The sequence below is a fragment of the Rhodococcoides fascians A25f genome (genome assembly GCF_000760935.2).
Taxonomy (GTDB): domain Bacteria; phylum Actinomycetota; class Actinomycetes; order Mycobacteriales; family Mycobacteriaceae; genus Rhodococcoides.
The window spans coordinates 118,556-139,493 of the sequence record NZ_CP049744.1; the positions used below are offsets into that span (position 1 = coordinate 118,556).

At 66.2% G+C, this 20,938-nt stretch carries 14 protein-coding genes; 10 read left to right on the forward strand and 4 right to left on the reverse strand.

Annotated elements, in window-relative coordinates:
* Positions 1-12: 12 nt before the first annotated feature.
* On the reverse strand, positions 13-2,835 hold the full coding sequence (gene leuS, locus BH93_RS00590) for a leucine--tRNA ligase (protein ID WP_037174990.1): 2,823 nt from the start codon (positions 2,833-2,835) through the stop codon (positions 13-15).
* A gap of 68 nt (positions 2,836-2,903) precedes the next feature.
* On the opposite strand from leuS, the gene BH93_RS00595 reads away from it, so the two are divergent.
* The 4 genes from BH93_RS00595 to BH93_RS00610 are packed head-to-tail and all read left to right on the forward strand — an operon-like array spanning position 2,904 to position 6,700.
* Positions 2,904-3,308 (forward strand): SdpI family protein, encoded by a 405-nt coding sequence (locus tag BH93_RS00595; protein ID WP_032379448.1) that lies wholly within the window; start codon positions 2,904-2,906, stop codon positions 3,306-3,308.
* A 4-nt stretch (positions 3,309-3,312) separates the two neighbouring features.
* Complete coding sequence (locus BH93_RS00600) at positions 3,313-4,293, forward strand: hypothetical protein (RefSeq protein WP_037175217.1); 981 nt, start codon at positions 3,313-3,315, stop codon at positions 4,291-4,293.
* Between the two features lie 9 nt (positions 4,294-4,302).
* On the forward strand, positions 4,303-5,304 hold the full coding sequence (locus BH93_RS00605) for a bile acid:sodium symporter family protein (protein ID WP_037174989.1): 1,002 nt from the start codon (positions 4,303-4,305) through the stop codon (positions 5,302-5,304).
* Between the two features lie 34 nt (positions 5,305-5,338).
* Positions 5,339-6,700 (forward strand): glutamate decarboxylase, encoded by a 1,362-nt coding sequence (locus tag BH93_RS00610; RefSeq protein WP_037174988.1) that lies wholly within the window; start codon positions 5,339-5,341, stop codon positions 6,698-6,700.
* Positions 6,701-6,804: 104 nt separating this feature from the next.
* On the opposite strand, the gene BH93_RS00615 is transcribed toward BH93_RS00610, so the two are convergent.
* Both BH93_RS00615 and BH93_RS00620 read right to left on the reverse strand, forming a co-directional pair.
* Positions 6,805-7,413: a YqgE/AlgH family protein gene (locus tag BH93_RS00615; RefSeq protein ID WP_037174987.1), complete on the reverse strand. Its 609-nt coding sequence runs from the start codon at positions 7,411-7,413 to the stop codon at positions 6,805-6,807.
* A 62-nt stretch (positions 7,414-7,475) separates the two neighbouring features.
* On the reverse strand, positions 7,476-8,165 hold the full coding sequence (locus BH93_RS00620; RefSeq protein ID WP_032379450.1) for a TetR/AcrR family transcriptional regulator: 690 nt from the start codon (positions 8,163-8,165) through the stop codon (positions 7,476-7,478).
* 118 nt (positions 8,166-8,283) lie between these two features.
* Here BH93_RS00620 and BH93_RS00625 point away from each other — a divergent pair, with 118 nt between their 5' ends.
* The 3 genes from BH93_RS00625 to BH93_RS00635 are packed head-to-tail and all read left to right on the forward strand — an operon-like array spanning position 8,284 to position 12,079.
* Positions 8,284-9,222, forward strand: a complete 939-nt coding sequence (locus BH93_RS00625; RefSeq protein WP_037174985.1) for an NAD-dependent epimerase/dehydratase family protein — start codon at positions 8,284-8,286, stop codon at positions 9,220-9,222.
* A 10-nt stretch (positions 9,223-9,232) separates the two neighbouring features.
* Entirely contained in the window at positions 9,233-10,519 is a 1,287-nt protein-coding gene (locus tag BH93_RS00630; RefSeq protein WP_037174984.1) for an MFS transporter, read from the forward strand.
* 57 nt (positions 10,520-10,576) lie between these two features.
* Positions 10,577-12,079: a DUF4185 domain-containing protein gene (locus BH93_RS00635; RefSeq protein WP_037174982.1), complete on the forward strand. Its 1,503-nt coding sequence runs from the start codon at positions 10,577-10,579 to the stop codon at positions 12,077-12,079.
* 51 nt (positions 12,080-12,130) lie between these two features.
* On the opposite strand, the gene BH93_RS00640 is transcribed toward BH93_RS00635, so the two are convergent.
* A complete protein-coding gene (locus tag BH93_RS00640; protein ID WP_037174981.1) occupies positions 12,131-13,597 on the reverse strand; it encodes a CCA tRNA nucleotidyltransferase in 1,467 nt (488 codons plus the stop codon).
* 101 nt (positions 13,598-13,698) lie between these two features.
* Between BH93_RS00640 and BH93_RS00645 the strand changes: the two genes are divergently transcribed.
* From BH93_RS00645 to BH93_RS00655, 3 genes are read left to right on the forward strand one after another with little or no spacing between them, the layout of a single operon-like run.
* Entirely contained in the window at positions 13,699-14,271 is a 573-nt protein-coding gene (locus BH93_RS00645; protein WP_032379451.1) for an NUDIX hydrolase, read from the forward strand.
* A 2-nt stretch (positions 14,272-14,273) separates the two neighbouring features.
* The gene (locus tag BH93_RS00650) at positions 14,274-16,706 is read left to right on the forward strand and encodes a glycoprotein (protein WP_371832080.1); all 2,433 of its coding nucleotides are present in this window, start codon (positions 14,274-14,276) and stop codon (positions 16,704-16,706) included.
* Entirely contained in the window at positions 16,703-20,929 is a 4,227-nt protein-coding gene (locus BH93_RS00655; RefSeq protein WP_037174978.1) for a lipid II flippase MurJ, read from the forward strand. The genes BH93_RS00650 and BH93_RS00655 overlap by 4 nt, the downstream gene beginning before the upstream one ends.
* Positions 20,930-20,938: the final 9 nt, after the last annotated feature.

The window sequence follows — 20,938 nt, forward strand, 5'->3', positions numbered from 1 at the left end:
GCCGGAGGCGCACTACTTCAGGACGATGTTGACCATTCGACCCGGGATCACGATTATCTTGGTCGGGGCCTTGCCGTCGAGCAAGGCCGCGATTTTCTCGTCCGCAAGAGCCGTCTTCTCGACGTCGTCCTTCGTTGCATCGGCAGAGACGGTGATGCGGCTGCGTACCTTGCCGTTGACCTGGATGGGGTAGTCGACGGTATCGGCGACGAGCCACTTCTTCTCCACGCGCGGGAACGGCCCGTGCGCCAACGACTTCTCGTGACCGAGCTTGCCCCACAGCTCCTCCGACAGGTGCGGAGCCAAAGGAGCCAGCATCAGGATCAGCGGCTCGACGACCCCGCGCGGGGCACCGTCGGGGTAGGCCTTGGTGATGTGGTTGGTCAGCTCGATCAACTTGGCACCGGCCGTATTGTCGCGCAGCGCAGCGTAATCCGCGTGCACGCCGTCGATCACTCGGTTGAGCACTCGCAGCGTGTCCTCGGTGGGCTTGGCATCGGTGACGCGGACCTCGCCGGTCACCTCGTCGAGCACCAGTCGCCAGACGCGCTGCAAGAACCGCTGCGCGCCGACGACGTCCTTGGTCGCCCACGGCCGGGAGGTGTCCAGCGGGCCCATCGACATCTCGTAGAACCGCAGGGTGTCGGCACCGTACTCGGCGAAGATCTCGTCGGGGGAGACCGAGTTCTTCAGTGACTTACCCATTTTCCCGTACTCACGGTTGACGGGCTGGTCCTGGTAGAAGTAACCGCCGTCGCGTTCGATCACCTCGGCCGCGGGCACGTAGACCCCACGCGCGTCGGTGTAGGCGTAGGCCTGGATGTAGCCCTGGTTGTACAACCGGCGGTACGGCTCGCTCGAGCTGACGTGACCCAGATCGAACAACACCTTGTGCCAGAAGCGCGAGTACAGCAGGTGCAACACCGCATGCTCGACGCCACCCACGTAGAGATCGACCCCACCCGGATCGTTGGGTCCGTGGATCTCCGGACGCGGTCCGACCCAGTACTTTTCGTTCTCCGGGTCCGCGAAGGCCTCGGAGTTGGTGGGGTCGACGTAGCGCAGCTGGTACCAGGAGCTGCCGGCCCACTGCGGCATGACGTTGGTATCACGGGTGTAGGTCTGCAGTCCGTCGCCCAGATCGAGCTCGACGTTGACCCACCCGTCGGCCTTGGCCAGTGGTGGGGACGGCTCGGAGCTGGCGTCGTTCGGATCGAACGACACCGGGGCGTAGTTCTCGATCTCCGGAAGTTCCACCGGCAGAGCGGAATCCGGCAAGCCGTGCGGGTTGCCCTCGGCGTCCCAGACGATCGGGAAGGGCTCACCCCAGTACCGCTGGCGCGCGAACAGCCAGTCGCGCAGCTTGTACTGAATCGTGCCGCGGCCGGTGCCGTCCGCTTCCAGGCGTGCGATGACGGCGGCCTTGGCCTCGTCGACCGGCAGGCCGTCGAGGAAGTCCGAGTTCACCAGCGCACCGTCGCCGACGTACGCTGCCTCGGTGACGTCGCCGCCCGAAATGACCTCTCGCACAGGCAGACCGAAAGTTGTCGCAAATTCCCAGTCACGGGCGTCGTGGCCGGGTACGGCCATGATCGCACCGGTGCCGTAGCCCGTCAGCACGTAGTCGGCGATGAACACCGGCACCTGCTCACCGTTCACCGGGTTCGTCGCGTAGGCGCCGATGAAGACGCCGGTCTTCTCCTTGTTCTCCTGCCGCTCCAGATCGGACTTGGCGGCGATCGACGCCCGGTATGCCGCAACGGCTTCCGCGGGAGTCGCGGCACCGCCGGTCCACTTGTCGGAGACGTCCGCCGGCCACTCGGGAGCGATCAGCCCGTCGACCAGATCGTGCTCGGGCGCGAGCACCACGTAGCTCGCGCCGAACAGAGTGTCGGGGCGAGTGGTGAACACCTCGATGCCGGAGAACGAGACCTGCGCTCCGCGGGAGCGTCCGATCCAGTTGCGCTGCATCGTCTTGACCTTCTCGGGCCAATCCAGGTACTCGAGGTCGTCGACCAGGCGGTCGGAGTATGCCGTGATGCGCATCATCCACTGCCGCAAGTTCTTCCGGAAGACCGGGAAGTTACCGCGATCGCTGCGGCCGTCGGCGGTGACCTCTTCGTTGGCCAGCACCGTACCCAGGCCGGGGCACCAATTGACCATCGAGTTGGACTCGTACACCAGACGGAAGCCGTCGATCACCTCACGGCGCTCGCCGACGGTCAGCGACTCCCAGGAGCGGCCGTCGTCCAAAGTCCGCTCACCCGAGGCGAAGGCCGCCTCCAGTTCCGCGATGGGCCGCGCTTTGCCGAGGTCCGTGTCGAACCACGAGTTGAAGATCTGCAGAAAGATCCACTGCGTCCAGTGGTAGAAGTCGACGTCCGTCGTCGCCAGGGACCGTCGACGATCGTGCCCGAGGCCCAGACGTCGCAACTGGCGTCGCATGTTGACGATGTTGTCCTCGGTGGTGCTGCGCGGGTGCGTGCCGGTCTGCACGGCGTACTGCTCGGCGGGCAGACCGAACGCGTCGTACCCCAGCGCGTGCAGCACGTTGCGGCCCTGCATGCGGTGGTAGCGCGCGAAGACGTCGGTGGCGATGTAACCGAGGGGATGGCCGACGTGCAGGCCGCTGCCCGACGGATACGGGAACATGTCCTGGACGAACAGCTTGTCTTTCGGGACGTCTCCGGCGAGCGTGCCGACCGGGTTGGGCGCGTCGAAGGTGCCCTGGGTCTCCCACAGGTCCTGCCACTGCTCCTCGATCTGCCCGGCGAGCTCCGCGGTATAGCGGTGTTCGGGAACGGACTCGGTGGATGCGTCAACGGAATCGGTCACGTCGACCAGCCTAAAGTGTGACGCGGCCCGCCTGGTACCAGGACCTCGCTGCGCCGTATCCTGGCGAGGTGGTCATCGTCTCGGTTGTGTTGTTCGTGCTCGCCCTCGTCGTCGGCGCTGTCGCTGCGCTGTCGTTGCTGGGTCGGCTCCCGCGTAACCGTTTCGCCGGTGTTCGCACCACCGAGGCCATGCGCGACGACGAGACGTTCGTTCTCGCCAATCGCGTCGCCGGGCCGACCACCGCGGCATCGGCTCTGGTGCTGGCCCTGGGCGCAGTGGCCGCGGTTGCGTTGAGCGGAGTATCGGCCGTCGTCGCAGTCGTCGTTGCCCTCGTGGCCGCACTGTTCATCGCTGCGGCCGGCGGATCCATCGGGGCCCGCGCCGCAGCGGCCGTCCCGCCACCCGCCGAGGCGGACGGATGCGGAAGCTCGTGCATCTCGTGCAGCCTCAAGGATGCCTGCCAGCCGAGCTGAGCAGATGAAAACGGGAGCTGCGCGCACGTTCGACCCCGCTGGAGTGGTCTTCGGTGTTCTCGGACCACTCGCCGTCGCTGCCCTGGTCCTCGTCCTGGCCTACCTGTGGCAGGGCCGACTACCGGACCAGGTCGCCACACACTTCAGCGGCACCGAACCGGACGACCTCGCCGATCCACTCTCCAATGCCTGGACGCTGGCCGTCGTGATCGTGCTGGTGGGGGGCGGGTGCAGCGCCGTCGCGTCGCTGGCTCGGGTGCTGCTGATCATGCGCCGAACGATGCTCGTCATCGGACTCACCGTCGTCGGCATGATCGGTGTTCTCCAGATTGCGACCCTGACGCGGGAGTTGGACCTCTCGTCCGGCCAGAGCGTCACCATCCCGGGCTGGGCCATCGCGATGGGCACCGTCATCGGATTCGCCGCTGGGCTGTTCGGTGCGTCCAGGCTGCGTGACCACCGCGAACGCGTCGTCGCCACCTCTGCGCCGCATGCCGATCTCCCGCGCTGCAATCCCGAGCTACCTCTGGTGGTCCGCGTCGGTGCCAGCCGCGTCGCCGGGATCACCGTCGTAGTGATCTCTCTGGCCGGAGCCGCGTTGACGTGTTATCTGACCAGCTCGCCGTGGCCGATCTTTCTCTTCGTCCCGCTGACGATTCTGATTCTGTCGCTGCTGCGCTTCACCGTGCACATCGACAGCGACGGGCTCTACGTGTCCAGCCTGGGCATGGCGGCATTCGACTACGACATCGACGAGATCACCGGTGCCTCGGTGCGGACCGTCGATCCGGGTAAGGACTTCGGCGGTTGGGGTCTGCGAGCCAAGGGGCGCGGGAACTACGCCGTCGCTACCGAAGCCGGCCCCGCAGCCTTCGTCACCTTCGCCAACGGTGACCGGCTCACCATCGGTTCCGTCCAGGCCGACACGATCGCAGGCACCCTGAACACCTTGACCGCCCGCACTCGAACCGCAACGGTGAATTAAGTTAGCCGAGTGAAGTTGTTGCGGGATACCGTGCTGGATCCCTTCTTGCTGAGCATCTTCGCAGTGGCGGTACTGGCGAGTCTCTTCCCGGCGACCGGCACGGCCGAGGACGTGCTGGGCTGGGTCACCCGGATCGCCATTGCGCTGCTGTTCCTCATCTACGGTGCGAGGTTGTCGCCTCGAGACGCGTGGGACGGCCTCAAGCACTGGCGGCTGCACTCGGTGATCCTGGCGTCGACCTATCTGCTGTTCCCCGCGCTCGGCCTGGCTCTGCGAATACTCGAACCCGGATTGATCAGCGACGACCTCTACACGGGTGTGCTGTTTCTCTGCCTCGTTCCCTCGACGGTGCAGTCCTCGATTGCCTTCACCTCCATCGCCCGCGGCAACGTCGCCGGCGCCGTGGTGAGCGCGTCGTTCTCCAACATCATCGGGGTGTTCGTCACCCCGCTACTGGTGATCGCATTGATGACCACCGCCGGATCGGTGAGCATCGATCCGGGCTCGATCCTCGACATCGTGCTCCAGCTGTTGCTGCCGTTCGCCGTCGGTCAGTTGATCCGGCCATGGGTGACGGGATGGTTGACGCGGCACAGCGCGCCGACGAAGCTCGTCGACCGGGGCTCCATCCTGTTGGTCGTCTTCGCCGCATTCAGCGAGTCGATGAACCAGCACGTGTGGTCCTCGGTGGCGGTGTGGCGCATCGCCGTCGTGGTCGCGGTGTGCGCTGTGCTGCTCGCCGTCGTGCTGACGATCACCTGGTACGCGGGCACATGGTTCGGCTTTCCCCTCGAGGATCGACTGGTGCTGCTGTTCTGCGGGTCCAAGAAGAGCCTGGCGAGCGGCCTGCCGATGGCCGCGGTGCTGTTCGTCGGACAACCCGTCGGACTGATCGTGTTGCCGTTGTTGCTCTTCCACCAGATCCAGCTGATGGTGTGCACCGTGATCGCTCAGCGATTCGCTCGGCGACCGGAATCGGAACCGAGCCCGGCGGCCTCCGCGGCGGACTAGATTGGGTGTCACTCGAGGCAATGGGGAGAAGACGATGACCAGGAAACTTCACACCGACGGTGTCGTCTCGGCGGCCTACACCGGCCGGCTCGCCACCAATCCTGTTCCCGCACTGCGCCTTCCCGAGGAACAACTCGACCCCGACGCGGCCTACCGCTACATCCACGACGAACTGATGCTCGACGGCAGCTCGCGCCTCAATCTGGCGACGTTCGTCACCACCTGGATGGATCCTCAGGCCGAGAAGCTCATGGCGGAGACCTTCGACAAGAACATGATCGACAAGGACGAATATCCGTCCACCGCAGCCATCGAGGAACGCTGCGTCAACATCGTCGCCGATCTGTTCCATGCCCCCGGACTCGACCGCGAGGACCCGTCGTCGGCCACCGGGGTCTCGACGATCGGATCCAGTGAGGCCGTCATGTTGGCCGGCTTGGCGCTCAAGTGGCGCTGGCGAGCCAAGGGAGCCGGCACCGGCACTCCGAACCTGTTGTTGGGCAGCAATGTTCAGGTGGTGTGGGAGAAATTCTGCCGCTACTTCGACGTGGAGCCCAAGTACCTTCCGGTCGAGCGCGGTCGCTACGTCATCACCCCGGAACAGGTTCGCGACGCGGTGGACGAGAACACCATCGGCGTCGTCGCGATCCTCGGCACCACGTTCACCGGAGAACTCGAACCGGTCCAGGAAATCTGCGCTGCACTCGACGAGATCGCCGACGGCGGCGGGCCGGACGTACCGGTTCATGTCGACGCGGCCAGCGGCGGCTTCGTCGTTCCGTTTCTGTATCCGGAACTCGAATGGGACTTCCGACTGCCCCGCGTCAAGTCGATCAATGCCAGCGGACACAAGTACGGATTGACCTACCCGGGAATAGGATTCGCCGTCTGGCGAACCAAGGAAGACCTCCCCGAAGACCTGGTGTTCCGCGTGAACTACCTCGGCGGCGACATGCCCACCTTCACACTGAACTTCTCCAGGCCGGGCAACCAGGTGATCGGTCAGTACTACAACTTCCTGCGTCTGGGCCGCTCCGGCTACACCGACATCATGAAGGCACTGCGCGACACCGCTGTTCGCGTCAGCCGACACCTCGAGAAGCACCCGGACATCGAGGTGATCACCGACGGATCGGCCATTCCGGTGCTCTCCTTCATGCTGAAGGACCACTGCGACTTCACCGTGTTCGACGTGTCCCACGAGTTACGCGCCCGCGGCTGGCAGGTACCGGCATACACGATGCCCGACAACGCCACCGACGTCGCGGTACTCAGAGTCGTTGTTCGAGAGGGTTTCAGCGCGGATCTCGGTCGCATGCTGTGCATTGCCATCGACGAGGTGATCGATGGCCTGAAGTCAGGCGGGCATTCGAGCGCGCAGGCCTTCGCTCATTGAGCGGCTCCGCCGCATGTGAGCGGAAAGTCGACCCCTGCTACGAGGCGGGAGTGGAGCCTGCGGAACGACCCAAAGGCACTGCCGCGCACGTGCGGCGCAGCCGCTCAGTTCCGGTCGACGTCGATCGGATGGGATGCGAGCAAAGCCAACGGCATCGGCTGACGACGCAACACGTGTGCCCACAGATCGATGCGCGGCGGGCCGATCACATCGGATGGCAAGGCAGACAACACCATCCAGTCCTCGCGGTCCAGTTCGCCTTCGAGTTGACCGAACGTCCAGCCCGAGTAGCCGGCGAATACGCGCACACCCTCGATCAGTGGCGCGATATCGGCGGGATCGGAGTCGAGATCGACCATCACCACTCGGCCGTCGACGCGGCGCAATCCGGGAACGCCATCGATCGAGACGCCGGTCCGCAGCGTCGCAAGGCACAGTGCCGAATCTCGTTTGACCGGACCACCGACGTACAGCGCCTGCGGCTTGGCGGCCAACTCGGACCAGTCGGGCAGCACGTTCTGCACGGCCGTCTCACTGGGACGATTGATGACGACACCGAGGCTGCCGGCATCGTTGTGTTCGATGATGTAGATGACAGTGCGTCGAAACGTGGGCTCGACGAGCTCGATCGACGACACCAACAGACTGCCGGGCTGGACATCGCGCAACGCCGACGCCGTCTGGTCCTCGGGTTCCTCCGCATGCGTTGCCACGTAGCCATTGTGGCACCGCGCACCGCCGGATGTGGCACAAGCACGACGGCCAGTCTTCGGTCCTACTCGAGCCCCGCGATCTTCGTCAACAATCCCAACTGATATTCGAACAAGTCGTCCCTGCTGGCGAATGTCGTGGCACCGTACTGATCGAACACATCGAAGCTGATCGCGCCGAACAGCGACGCCCACACCATCACTCCCCGGGCCATCAGCTCGTCGGGCAGGTCTGTTCCCATCTCCCGGCGGATCTCCTCGAAGCTGCCGTGCAGTGATGCCGGTGCCGACACATCGGTCGGGGCCGCGGGCCGGGCATCCGCCCAGGCGGAGTCGAGGACCTGGACCAGCGCGGTGATCACGCGGGTGCCCGGCCCGGTGGTCTGCTCCGCGGGAGCGTGGTAGCCGGGTACCGGGCTGCCGAACAGCAACGCATACCGTGCCGGCTCTCGCAATCCCCACTGCCGCACCGTCCGGCCGAGGGCCAGGAACTTCTCTCTCGGTCCCTCGGCGGCGTCCACCGCTGCGTCGACGGTGTCCCCGAGCTCGGTGTACGCGTCGACGACGAGCAGGGTCAGCAATTCGTCCCGGCTCGAGACGTATCGGTACACCGCGGAGGACACGACTCCGAGATCCCTCGCGACGGCCCGCAACGACAATGCGGCCGCGCCACCGGCGGCCAGATGATCGCGCCCGATACGGGTGATGTCGGCCAGGGTCTGCGCGCGGGCTCGGGTCCGGGGGGTGCTCGCCATGGGCTCACTGTAACTGCCGCTCTTGCGAGAGAGCACTGCTCTTGCTTTTCGTGCGTCCAGGGTGCACACTCGTATCAACAGAGAGCACCGCTCTCGTTTGCAGGAAAGGGAGCACATCATGACCGAACTACACGTCGTCACCGGAGCCGGGCCCGTCGGCTGGACCGTTGCCGAACAACTTGCTGCACAGGGCCATTCGGTGCGGGTTCTGACCCGGTCCGGTAGCGGACCAGATCATCCGATGATCGAGCGCCGCGCCGTCGACATCGAATCCGATGATCTTCGACCCCATCTGAGCGGGGCCACCGCCATCTACCATTGCACCCACGCCGCCTACGAGAACACGGTCTGGCGGGACAAGCTCGAAGCGATGGAAAAGCGAGTGCTCGACGCGGCCGCGGGCACGATCGTCGCGTTCCCCGAAAGTCTGTACGCCTACGGCCGAGTCGACGGTCCGATCCGCGAGAACACTCCCCGCAACGCCACCTACCGCAAGTTGGGTGTGCGTACGCAGCTCCTGGCGGCTCGCGAGAAGCACTCGACTCCCACTGTCAGCGTCGCTGCCTCGGACTTCTACGGGCCTCGCGTCATGACGTCCCACATGGGCGAGAGGGTGATCGCGCCCATCCTGGCCGGCAAGACGATCCGCGTCATCGCCTCCGCGGACCTACCCCACTCGTTCACCTACGTGCCGGATCTCGCCGCGTCGATGATCACGGCCGCCGCGTCACCGACGACCTGGAACACCGTCCTGCACGCACCTACTGCTCCCGCGGTATCGCAGCGGTCGATGATCGAGATGTTCTCGGCCGCGGCCCACGTGCCCACTCCCAAGACAGGCACCATTCCGGCCTGGGTGATGCGGGCACTGAGCGTCGTGCCAGGACCGATGAAGGAACTCGGCGACACCCTGTACCAGTTCCGCTACCCCTACGTCCTCGACTCGAGCCGCAGCGAGAGAATTCTGGGACTCGAGCCCACCTCGCTCGCCGACGGCACCGCCGCAACGATGGCGTGGTGGAAGGCTGCGGTTCCTGCGGTGGCCAGCGGCAACTAAAGTCCCCTCGGTGAACGACGCCTCCTTCCGTACCCGCCTACGTCGGTCCCCGGGAGTCGGCAAGCTCACCACCATTCGGTTCGCCGGTCAGTTCGGCGACGGATTGTTTCAGGCGGCACTGAGCGGTGCAATCCTGTTCAATCCCGAGCGCGCGACCAATCCAGCGGAGATCGCGGCCGGATTTGCGGTGCTGCTCGTACCGTATTCGTTGGTCGGGCCTTTCGCCGGAGCCCTTCTGGATCGCTGGGACCGGCGATCGGTCCTGTTGTGGGCGAACATCGTTCGCATCGTTCTGATCGTCGCTACTGCCATCCTGCTGTGCGCCGGAGTCGACGCGACGCCGTTGTTGCTGTTGGCGCTGGCCACCGTCGGGCTGAGCCGGTTCGTCCTGGCCGGGGCCTCTGCCTCACTGCCCCATGTGGTTCGGCAGTCCTGGTTGGTCCCGATGAACTCGGTGTTGGCCACCGTCGGGTCCGGTTTCGCTGCCGCCGGTGCCGGGCTCGCCGTCGCCGTGATCAGCCTCGTCGGTGCAGGCGACCTCGGCTCGGGTGTCGCTGTGGGTGTCGCCGCCACCGGGTCGATCGTCGGGGCGATCGCGGCGGCACGCTTCCGACCACGGTCACTCGGACCGGGCACCGAGATCCGAACCGACAATCCCGTGGAAGATGTTGCTGCCGGACTGAAGTCGGGTGCTCTCGCCGTCTGGCGAGCGCCCGGAGTGACGGCAGCCATGATCGGTATCGGCGCACACCGCGTGGTGTTCGGCATCAACACGTTGATCATGGTGTTGGTTCTGCGCGAGGCCACCGCGAGCACTTTGCCGGGAGGGCTCGCGGGCTTCGGGATAGCCGTCGGTGCCACAGCCGTCGGTATGTTCCTCGCGGCCGTCATCACCCCGTTCGTCGTTCCGCGGTTCGGACGGACCCCCACGATCGCCACGGCCCTCGTCCTTGCCATCGCGGCCCAGCTCGGAGCCGTCTCCGGACTGACGCAGAACAGCCTGCTGATCGGGGCCTTCTTTCTCGGGATCGCCGGGCAGACCGTCAAACTCAGCGGTGACGCCGCCATGCAGATCGAGATCGACGATGCCCACCGTGGGCGGGTGTTCGCTCTGCAGGACACGGTCTTCAACATCGCGTTCGTCGGCGCTCTGGCCGCGGCGGCATTCGTCGTCGGGCCCACCACCACCGATCTGAACCAGGATCCCACTGCGCATGCCCTGGTGTTCGCCGGAGCGGGCCTCTATGCCCTCGGATTGGTTGCAGTGGCCCTCGTCAGCAGGCGCGCACGCCGCTGACGTGGTGTACCTTTCCGTATCGGGCCGGGACGTTTCGTCGGGGAGATGGGGAACCACATGTACGGCCGCACAACATCGCTCGGCTGTGTCTTCGCGGTTGCCGCGGGAACAGCCGTCCTTGCTGCGCCCCCGACTTTCGCCGCGCCCCCACCCCCGGTGAACTCTTGCGGCGAAACAGGATTCGATCCCAAGGACCATCCACCCGAACCCATCGGCCCGGGAAATCCGCCGCAGCTCCCCCCGCTACCGGACCGCCTGGTGATACCCGTGCAGTACCCGTCCCTCGAACTGGTTCCGGTACCCGACCCGGCCCCGAACAACACCCGCGTCCAGGCCGATCCGCTCAGCGACCCGTGCGCGGACCCGTGCCCCGATCTGACCGACCCCGCCGAATCACCCACGTCGGGGACAGGGTCTGCAGGCCGCCTGCCCTTCCCCCGAATCGAGATCGACCCACAGCCCGAAACCATCCCCATTCCGATCCCCGGCCCCGGTGGCGCCCCGGCAACACCGCCCCCTGCCCCGGCCGTCACCGCAGCAGAGCCAGGGCCGAGTACGCCACCGCCGGCGGCACCCGCCGTCGGCAACGTCGATGTGGTCTCGCAGCTGACCGGACCGGGATCGGAGAACCGCACCGACAAGCGCTGGCAGGTCGACGGCACCGACCTCGGCATCATGTGGGAGAGCAGACCCGGCGAGGTCGCTGTCGCATTCGGCGATTCCTTCGGCAAGGGGTGGGAGTTCGGCGTCGTCGGCGGAGAGGACTGGCGGTCGAACGTCCTGGGACACAGCACCGACGCCGACCTCTCCGACGGTATGACCCTGAACTCGATGGTGCAGGATTCCCGTTGTCACGCAGCCGAATTGCTGCCCTCCCGCAAGATCAAGAACTGGGAGACCACAGTCATCCCCACCTCCGGGTTCGCCATCGACGATCGGCAGTACATGTCGTACATGTCCATCAGGCGCTGGAGCGCGATTCCCGGACTGTGGTGGACCAACTACGGCGGCATCGCCTATTCCGACGACAACGGTTCCACCTGGGTCAAGGACGACCATGCCAAGTGGGACAACGTATTCGGCTTCTCCAAGTTCCAGGTGTCGACGATGGTCCCGGCGGGGGAGTACGTCTACATGTTCGGTACCGTCAACGGACGCGTCGGACAGGTCGGTCTCGCTCGCGTCCCGAAGGCGGACGTGCTGAACAAGACCGCATACCAATACTGGGTGAACGGCACCTGGGCTCCGGTCGACTCGAACGAGGCCACCCCCATCGCCGACGGTATGGCCGGGGAACTGTCGGTTCATCACGACGACACCCGCGGTCTCTGGCAGATGACCTACCTCGACCCCGTTCGCGGCGATATCGTCCTGCGAGAAGCGAATTCACCGCAGGGGGAGTGGACCCCGCCCAGCACGTTGATCGACACTGCCGAGTACCCGAAGGCGTACGGCGGCTTCATCCACCCCTGGTCGACGCCGAACGAGCTGTACTTCACCATGTCGGAGTGGGACAGCTACAACGTCTACCTCGTCAAGGCCGAGCTTCGCTCGTCGTGAATGGAAGTTCGTAGTGGGCTACGAGGTTCCGCGCACGTGCGCGGGACGCGCCTAGTGCGTGGGCCACCACTCGAGCAGCGCTGCTTCGGCGTCCTCGCGGGAGAGTGGTCCGCGATCGAGTCGGAGTTCCTTGAGGAACTTCCATGCTTTGCCCACGTCGGGACCGGCCGGGATGCCGAGCAACTCCATGATCGCGTTGCCGTCGAGATCGGGGCGTACCCGGGCCAGATCCTCCTGCTCGGCGATGCGGGCGATGCGCTCTTCGAGATCGTCGTACGTTGCCTGCAGCGCGGCCGCGCGGCGTTTGTTCCTGGTGGTCGAATCAGCTCGAACGAGCTTGTGCAACTTCGAAAGTAGCTCGCCGGCATCGGTGGCGTAGCGGCGGACGGCGGAGTCGGTCCACTGACCCTTGCCGTAGCCGTGGAATCTCAGATGCAGGAACACCAGATGCGAGACTTCCTCGATCATCTTCTTGGAATACTTCAAGGCGCGCATACGCTTTCGCACCAACTTGGCTCCGACGACCTCGTGGTGGTGGAAACTCACTCCACCGCCCGGCTCGTTTCGCTTGGTATCGGGCTTGCCGATGTCGTGAAGCAGTGCAGCCCAACGCAATACGAGATCCGGATCGCCGTCTTCCAAATCGATCGCCTGCTTCAGCACCGTCAGCGAGTGCGAATACACGTCCTTGTGTTGGTGATGCTCGTCGATCTCGAGCTTCATGTTGGGAACCTCGGGGATGATCCGCTGCGCCAACCCCGTCTCGCACATCACGTCGATGCCGTCGATCGGGTGCGCGCCGAGCATCAGCTTGTCCAACTCCACCTGGATGCGCTCGGCCGTGATCCGGTCGATCTGATCCGCCATGTCCTCGATGGCCCGGTGCACCCGGGGCATCAGCGAAAATCCGAGCTGGGAGACGAACCTCGCGGCGCGCAGCATGCGGAGGGGATCGTCGCCGAAGGAGACCTCCGGTGCCGACGGCGTGTCGAGTACGCCCTCGAGCAGCGCATCCATCCCGCCGAGCGGATCGACGAACTCCTGTGCGCCGTCGGCTCCCAGACGCACGGCCATGGCGTTGACCGTGAAATCGCGTCGAACGAGATCTTCTTCGAGGCTGTTGCCGTACTGCACTTCGGGATTACGCGAGACCTGATCGTAGGAATCGGTGCGGTAGGTGGTGATCTCGATCTGCTGGTCGTCCTTGGCCGCACTGATGGTGCCGAACGCGATGCCCGTATCCCACTGATGATCGGCCCAGCCCGACAGGATCGCCTGCACGTCCTCGGGCCTGGCGTCGGTGGTGAAATCCAGATCGGTGCCGAGTCGACCGAGAACCGCGTCGCGTACCGTCCCGCCGACGAGATACAGCTCGTGCCCGGCGGCCGCGAACAGAGCACCGAGCGGAGTCAGCACCGGAGCGAGCTCGCGCAGCGTCACCGCTGCTCCGGCCAGCAACCTCTCCCGGCGGGCATCGGTCTGCTCGGCGGAAACGGAAGACAGGGACTGATCGGCCACGGTGGAAGAGCCTACTTGCGCCGAGGCGATCGATTGTCCCGGCCTTTACCCCGCGGTGCGGCACGGCAGAAGAGTGCGCATGGGCAACTAGTATGGATCGGGTGTCTGCTGCCGAACGATCGAACAGGAGTCGCCGCAACCCGCGGCGGCGTCAGGCACGCGCCGACACCGAAGCACCCAAGCTGCGGACCGTCCGCGAAACCTCGGCAGGCGGCCTGGTGGTCGATGGCCTCGACGGTCCGCCCGCCACCCGCTGCGCCGCCCTGATCGGACGTACCGACCGTCGCGGACGTCTGCTCTGGTCCCTGCCCAAGGGTCACATCGAGCAAGGCGAAACCGCCGAACAGACAGCCATGCGCGAAGTGGCCGAGGAAACCGGCATCCGCGGGACCGTCCTGGCATCGCTGGGCAGCATCGACTACTGGTTCGTCACCGAGGGCCGACGCGTCCACAAGACCGTCCACCACTACCTGCTCCGATTCCTCGGCGGCGAACTCTCGGACGAGGACCTCGAAGTCACCGAGGTCGCCTGGGTACCGCTGAGCGAACTGCCGTCGCGACTCGCCTACGCAGACGAACGCAAACTCGCCGCGATCGCCACCCGCCTCATCGACGACATGAACAGCAGCACGAACAACGGGAACTCGAGCGCACCGACCCCCGGCGAGAAGTGATCGTGCGGGCTCGGAAGGTCACTGCCGCCGCACTGACCTCGTTCCTCCTTGCGGTGGCGCCGGCCGTCGGGGTGGCGGCGGTCGTCCCCACGCAGCTTCCGATGGCCACAGCTCAGCCCGACGCGTCCGTCGGCGATGTCGAGTCCACCAGCGCCGTTCCGGACACCCCGATGACGCAGGCCGGCAACCCCTTTCTGACGCTGAGCATCGAGACCGTCGCCCCGTCGACCGTCACCACCAGCAGCGACCCGTTCGTGACCGTCCGGGCCACGGTGACCAACACCGGAGACCGACGCGTCGACGACGTCAGTGTCCGCATGCAGGCCTCGGCCGCCATCGACACCACGGCAGGTCTGCGCACCTCGCTGACCCTCGACCAGGAACGATTCGACCGCGTCGGCGATTTCGTCACGGTGGCCGAGTCGTTGGAGAAGGACGAGAGCCGCCAGTTCGACCTGTCGATGCAACTGCGCAGCACTACCGAGCCCTCGCTCGGGATCGAGGCGCCCGGCGTCTACCCGCTGCTGCTCAATGTCAACGGCACGCCCGAGTACGGCGGAACCGCACGACTCGACGACGCACGCTTCTTGCTCCCTGTCGTCGGGCTGCCGCGTAACCCGGGCGAGATGGACCCAGCTGCTCCCGACGCGCTGCCGCTGCCTCCGAACACGCGCAACCCCGTCGCGATGACCGTGCTGTGGCCACTGGCCGACATTCCGCGCCTTGCCGCCGGACTACCCGGTTCGGTCGACGAGCGTGTGCGACTGATCGACGACGAACTGGCCGGCGAGCTCGCCTCGGGCGGACGACTCGACACCCTGCTCAAGGCCGTGGAGTTCGCGACGCAACCGGGCCTCGATCCCGGCGGCAACCTCGCGTCGAGCCTGTGCATCGGCATCGATCCCGACCTACTGGTCACCGTCTCGAACATGACCCGCGGCTACCTCGTCGTCGACGATCCGGCCGATCCCGCGAGCACCGCTCGGGACGGCACCGGGAGCGCGGCTGCGACCCAATGGCTCTCTCGCCTGGAAACCATCGCGTCGAGCACCTGTGTGACTGCGATGCCGTTCGCGCAGACAGACCTGGGGGCGGTGGCCGACATCGGCGACGCCTCGCTGATCCAGAGCGCGATCTCCACGCCTGCAGATGTCGTCGACGGCATCCTCGGCATCACCTCGACGCGGGGCTTCACCTGGAGCCCCACCGGAGGCGTGGACGCCGACACCGCCGACGCTCTGCGCGCGGCGGGCACTGGAACCGTGTTGGTGGCCGACAACAGCATCAGTCCACCGACATCGGCACCGATGGCCCAGCTGCTGTCGACGAACGTTCCTCCGACCGGAACCCAGCCGTCGGAAACCCCGTCGTCGGGATCGCAGCCGCCCTCGACGCTGGCCGCTGCCCATTACGACGCGGCCACCGCAGCGGCACTGGCCGGCATGGGAGCTACCCCGTCCACTCCCGCCCTCACTCCCGCCGAGCAGCGCTACGACCTCGACACGGACTCCCGCACGGCGCGACTGCAGGACGCACTCGGTGCCATCAACTTCCATGCTCTCGTCGGCACCGATCGGCCCGGGCGCACCGTCACCGTCGCACCCCCGCAGTACTGGACCGCAGGGGGAGACGAGCCGTCGGCCATTCTCTCGACGGTGTCCTCGCTGCTGCGTTCCGGATTGGCGACGCCTCGCCCGCTGGCAGAGCTGATTGCCGAGCCCACGTCGGGCACTCCGGTGACCAGCATCGATGCGGCCACCGAACTGGACACCGGCACCATCGGCCTGGTGCGATCGCAGAGCGATCGGATCGAGACCCTCATGCAGTCGCTGGTCGACGACCCCCAATCGGCGCTCACCCCGCGTCTGTTCACCGCACCGCTGCGCGAAGACATGCTCCGCGCACTCTCGACGGCGGGCCGAGCCAGTTCGATGGCCGACAAGACCGGCACCATGGCATTCACCCGACTCGCCGCGACCCGGATCGGCATCGACACCATCTACGGATCGGTGACCGTGCTCGCGCCGGGCGGCGTGTACACCCTCGCCTCCGAACAGAGCCCGTTGCTGCTCGTCGCGCGCAACGACCTGCCGATGCCGGTCAACGTGCTGCTCCGAGTCGATGCGCCACCGGAAATGACGATCAGTGACGTCGGCGTCACCCAGCTCCCGGCCCGTGGCTCACGAACCATCACCGTCCCGGCCGAGGTCGACGCCACCCGCAACCTGTCGGTGGACTTCTCCGTGACGGCGCTCGACGGCAGCAGACTCGGCGAAGTGTCCACGGTGTCCGTACGGTCGAACGCGTACGGCCAGGCGCTGGCCATAATTACCGCCTGCGCCGGCGCTCTCCTACTGTTACTTGCAGGTCGACGACTCTGGCATCGATTCAGAGGCCAACCCGACCCGGCCGACGAAGGGTACGAGAGACCATGACAGGAAACGTCCCGTACGACGGGGACCTGCCGCGGTCGCGTATGCCGGCAGCACAGGTTTTCCGGCGCACGACGCCACCGCGGTCGGCACCCTGGGAACGGCAGTCGACTCCCGAGCTGCGCTCGTACCCGGCACCGCCCCCGCTGGACGGTCAACCGGCCGCCGACGACGCCGTCACCCAACTCATCCCGCGGTTCCGTGACGAGGACTACCCCCAGGCGCCGTCGGGAACGGTTCCTCCGTCGAAAGTTCCGCCGGGCGGGTCAGACCCGGCATCGCAGCCCGAGCCGAGGCCGCAGAAGTCGTTGCTGGCCGCGTCGGGATCCATCGCGGTAGCAACCCTGGTCAGCCGCATCACCGGATTCGCCAAGCAGGTCGCCATGACGGCCACCCTCGGCGCAGGGCTGGCCAGTGCGTTCACCGTCTCGACGATTCTGCCGAACATGATCTCCGAGTTGGTCCTCGGCGCGGTATTGGGAGCGATCGTCGTTCCGGTGCTGGTCCGGGCCGAGCAGGAGGACGCCGACGGCGGGCGGGCATTCGTTCGACGCCTGTTCACCATCGCAGTCGCGTTGCTGGGGACCGTTGCGCTCGGAGCGACCATGGCCGCGCCGCTGCTGGCGCGGCTGATGCTGTCGGGGGATCCGAAGGTCAACGAGGACCTGACCATCTCGCTGACGTACCTGGTACTTCCGGCGTTGCTGTTCTACGGTCTGTCCGGTCTGCTCACCGCGGTGCTGAACACCAGGCAGAACTTCAAGCCCGGAGCGTGGGCTCCGGTGTTCAACAACCTGGTCGTACTGGCAGTCTTCGGGATCTACTTCCTGATTCCGGACGACCCCACGTTGAATCCGAACGAAATGAGCACCACGCAGGTGCTCGTCATCGGCCTCGGCGTCACCACGGGTGTCATCACGCAGGTACTGGCCCTGATTCCCGCGCTGCGACGCGAACGCATCGACCTACGCCCACTGTGGGGATTCGACGAACGCCTCAAGAAGTTCGGCGCGATGGCCGCCGCCATTGTGCTCTACGTCGTCATCAGCCAGGTCGGGCTGATCGTTGCCACCAACATCGCGTCGGGCACCGACGATGCGAGCAACACGATCTACTCGCAGGCCTGGATCGTGCTGCAGCTGCCCTACGGCATCCTCGGCGTGACGGTACTGACGGCCATCATGCCCAGGCTCAGTCGCAATGCGGCCAACGGTGACACTCCGTCGGTCGTCGACGATTTGTCCGTTGCCACCCGGCTGACGATGGTGACGCTGGTCCCGATCGTGGTGTTCCTGACCTTCGCGGGGCCGTGGGTCGGCGAGGCGCTGTACGGGTTCGGCCGATTCGCCGACGTTGCGAGCCGACTCGGTGAGGCCGTCAGCTGGTCGGCGTTCTCCCTCATCCCGTACGCCCTGGTGCTGATCCACCTGCGTGTCTTCTACGCACGTGAACAGGCCTGGACACCGACCTGGATCATCCTCGGCATCACCGCCGTGAAGATCGGCCTGTCGCTCCTCGCCCCGATGGTCGCGTCCGATCCGAACCAGGTGGTGCTGCTCCTCGGAACGGCCACCGGCCTCGGCTACACCGTCGGCGCGATCATCGGCGGATACCTGCTGCACAAGAGCCTGGGCAACCTGCGGATGGCCAACGTCGGCAAAACCATCTGGCTGGTCCTCATCGCCTCGCTGGCCGGCGGTGCTGCCATGCTCGCGATCGACCGGATCCTCGGGCTCGATGCAATGACGAACGGCTGGATCGGAAACTTCGTCCGCGTCGCGATCGACGCCATCGTCATGCTCGGCATCACGTTCTCGATCCTCTGGTTCGGCAAGATTCCCGAAGTCCTGGCGGTCACGGTGGCCCTGAGCCGCGTCGTTCGTAGATTCCGCGGCGCGCCACCCGACCGGGACGCCGATCTGGCCGCTGCAGAAACCGGCGTGATTCCGGTTATTCGAACCGAGCCCACATGGGACACTGCGCGGGATCGGCTCCCGTACCCTGGTCCTCGGCACCCGGGGGCATACGCCCACACGGGTCGACCGTTTGCAGAACAACACGGGGCATATTCGCCTGAAGGAGTGACAGTGACCGACGACGATGTTGCTGGGGGGCCGGCACAGTCTCCAGCAAACGAAGCCGACCGAACGAGCGGCGGAGTCGAAGTCGACACCCAGGACCGCACCGAGCCCGTGAAGGCCGAGCCCAAGACGCCGGCCAAGGCAGCGGCTCCCGCCAAGGCAATCACTCCTGCGTCCTCGGAGGCCGCGAAGGCTGCCGCGGATTCCGAGAAGGGCAGCGAGAAGTCGGCAGAGACGGCCGACGCGGTCGAATCGGAGACCAAGGCGACTACCGACAAGACGAGTGCCGAAGACGCCACCGCCGAAGAAGCCACTACCGACAAGAGCGCCGCCACCGAGCCTGCTCCGAAGCCGGCCGATCGAACGGTATCCATCTCCAAGTCCGCTCCGGCGTCGCGCCCGACCGACAAGACCATCTCGATCTCGAAGGCACAACTGCCGGTCGAAGAGCCCGCCGACAAGAAGACAACCGACAAGGATTCGAAGCCCGAGGCGGTGTCCGAGGACACGGCAACGGCTCCGACCACGGACAAGGCGACGGAGAAGGCCACCACTGACAAGTCCGAGGCGACCGGTGCGGCTGCCCCCGCGCCCGAGCGGACTCTTCGTGGCCCGACGCTCATTCCCGGTGCCTCCGTCGCTGGTGGACGGTACCGACTCCTGGCTCCGCACGGCGGCGCACGTGGACTCAAGTTCTGGCAGGCCCACGACGTCAAGCTGGACCGCGAGGTGGCGCTGACGTTCGTCGACGCCGACCAGCAGTCCACCGCGTCACCCACCGACCGCACCGAGGGTCCGCAGGCGATCCTCTCGCGCACACTGCGCCTGGGTCGGATCAATTCGCCCGGGCTTGCGCGCGTGCTCGACGTGGTGCGTGGCAGCTCCGGCGGCATCGTCGTCGCAGAGTGGACGCCCGGCCGGTCGCTACGCGAAATGGCCGACACCGTGCCTGCTCCCACCGGGGCTGCTCGCGCGATCAAGGTTCTGGCTGCGGCGGCCGAGGCAGCACACCGCAGCGGCGGTGCCCTGTCGATCGATCACCCCGATCGCGTGCGCATCAGCTCCAGCGGCAATGCCGTCCTCGCTTTCCCGGCCACGCTCGCCGACGCCGATCCGAGTTCGGACGTCCGCGGTCTCGGTGCCATGCTCTACGCCCTCATCACGGCCAGGTGGCCGCTGTCCGACACCACCGGCGGATCGGTCGTGTCCGGTGATGCGGCTCCGGCTCGCAGCGTCGGCGGCATGCGTCCGGCCGACCGAGACGACAAGGGCGCGCCGCTCGAGCCGAGGCAGGTTCGTCCCGACGTTCCGTTCGAGATCTCTGCGGTCGCAGTGCGGGCGCTGGAGCAGAACAGTGGCATCCGTACGGCTGCCACCGTGCAGCACGTCCTCGATCAGGCCGCCGTCGTCAACGACAAGACCGATCTGATGCCGGCTCTGCGACTGGGCCAGCGCGCACCGGGGGCCAGCGGGCATTCGCTCGCCGACCCCGAGGAAATCGCCGCCGAGAAGGCCAAATCGACCCGCACCAATATCGCCATCGCAATCCTCGGTGCGTTGACGGTCGTCATTCTGGCGTTCGCCGGCTACTGGCTGTTCACCTCGATCGCCGGTGACAGCACGGATGCGCCCCTCGACAGCCAGGAATTCGGCCTCACCACTCCGGCGGCGGCGCCTCCCGCAGGCGAAACTGCCGCACCCCCTGCCGAGACGGGTGGGCCCGTTGCCTTGAACGGTGTCAGCGTCTTCTCGCCGCAGGGTTCGGCCGACAACCCCAGCACGGCGTCCAACGTGATCGACAACGACCCCAGCACGGCGTGGACGACCGACTCGTACTTTCAGCAGTTCCCCGCTCTGAAGAACGGCGTGGGCCTGCTCGTCACGATTCCGGCGACAGCGCTGAACAATGCGTGGATCGAGTCGACGTCCCCGGGAACCGTCGTCGAGATCCGGTCGGCACCGAACGACTCGCCCAGCCTGAGCGACACCACGCTGCTCGGTGAAGCCACCCTGCAGAACGGCCGAACCGACATCGCCCTCGACGACGCCGAGCCCACCGGGAACGTGCTCGTCTGGATCACCACACTCGGAGAGCAGGGCGGCCGCATCGCCACGTCGATCTCCGGGATCGGTTTCGACTCCTAGACCCGACGC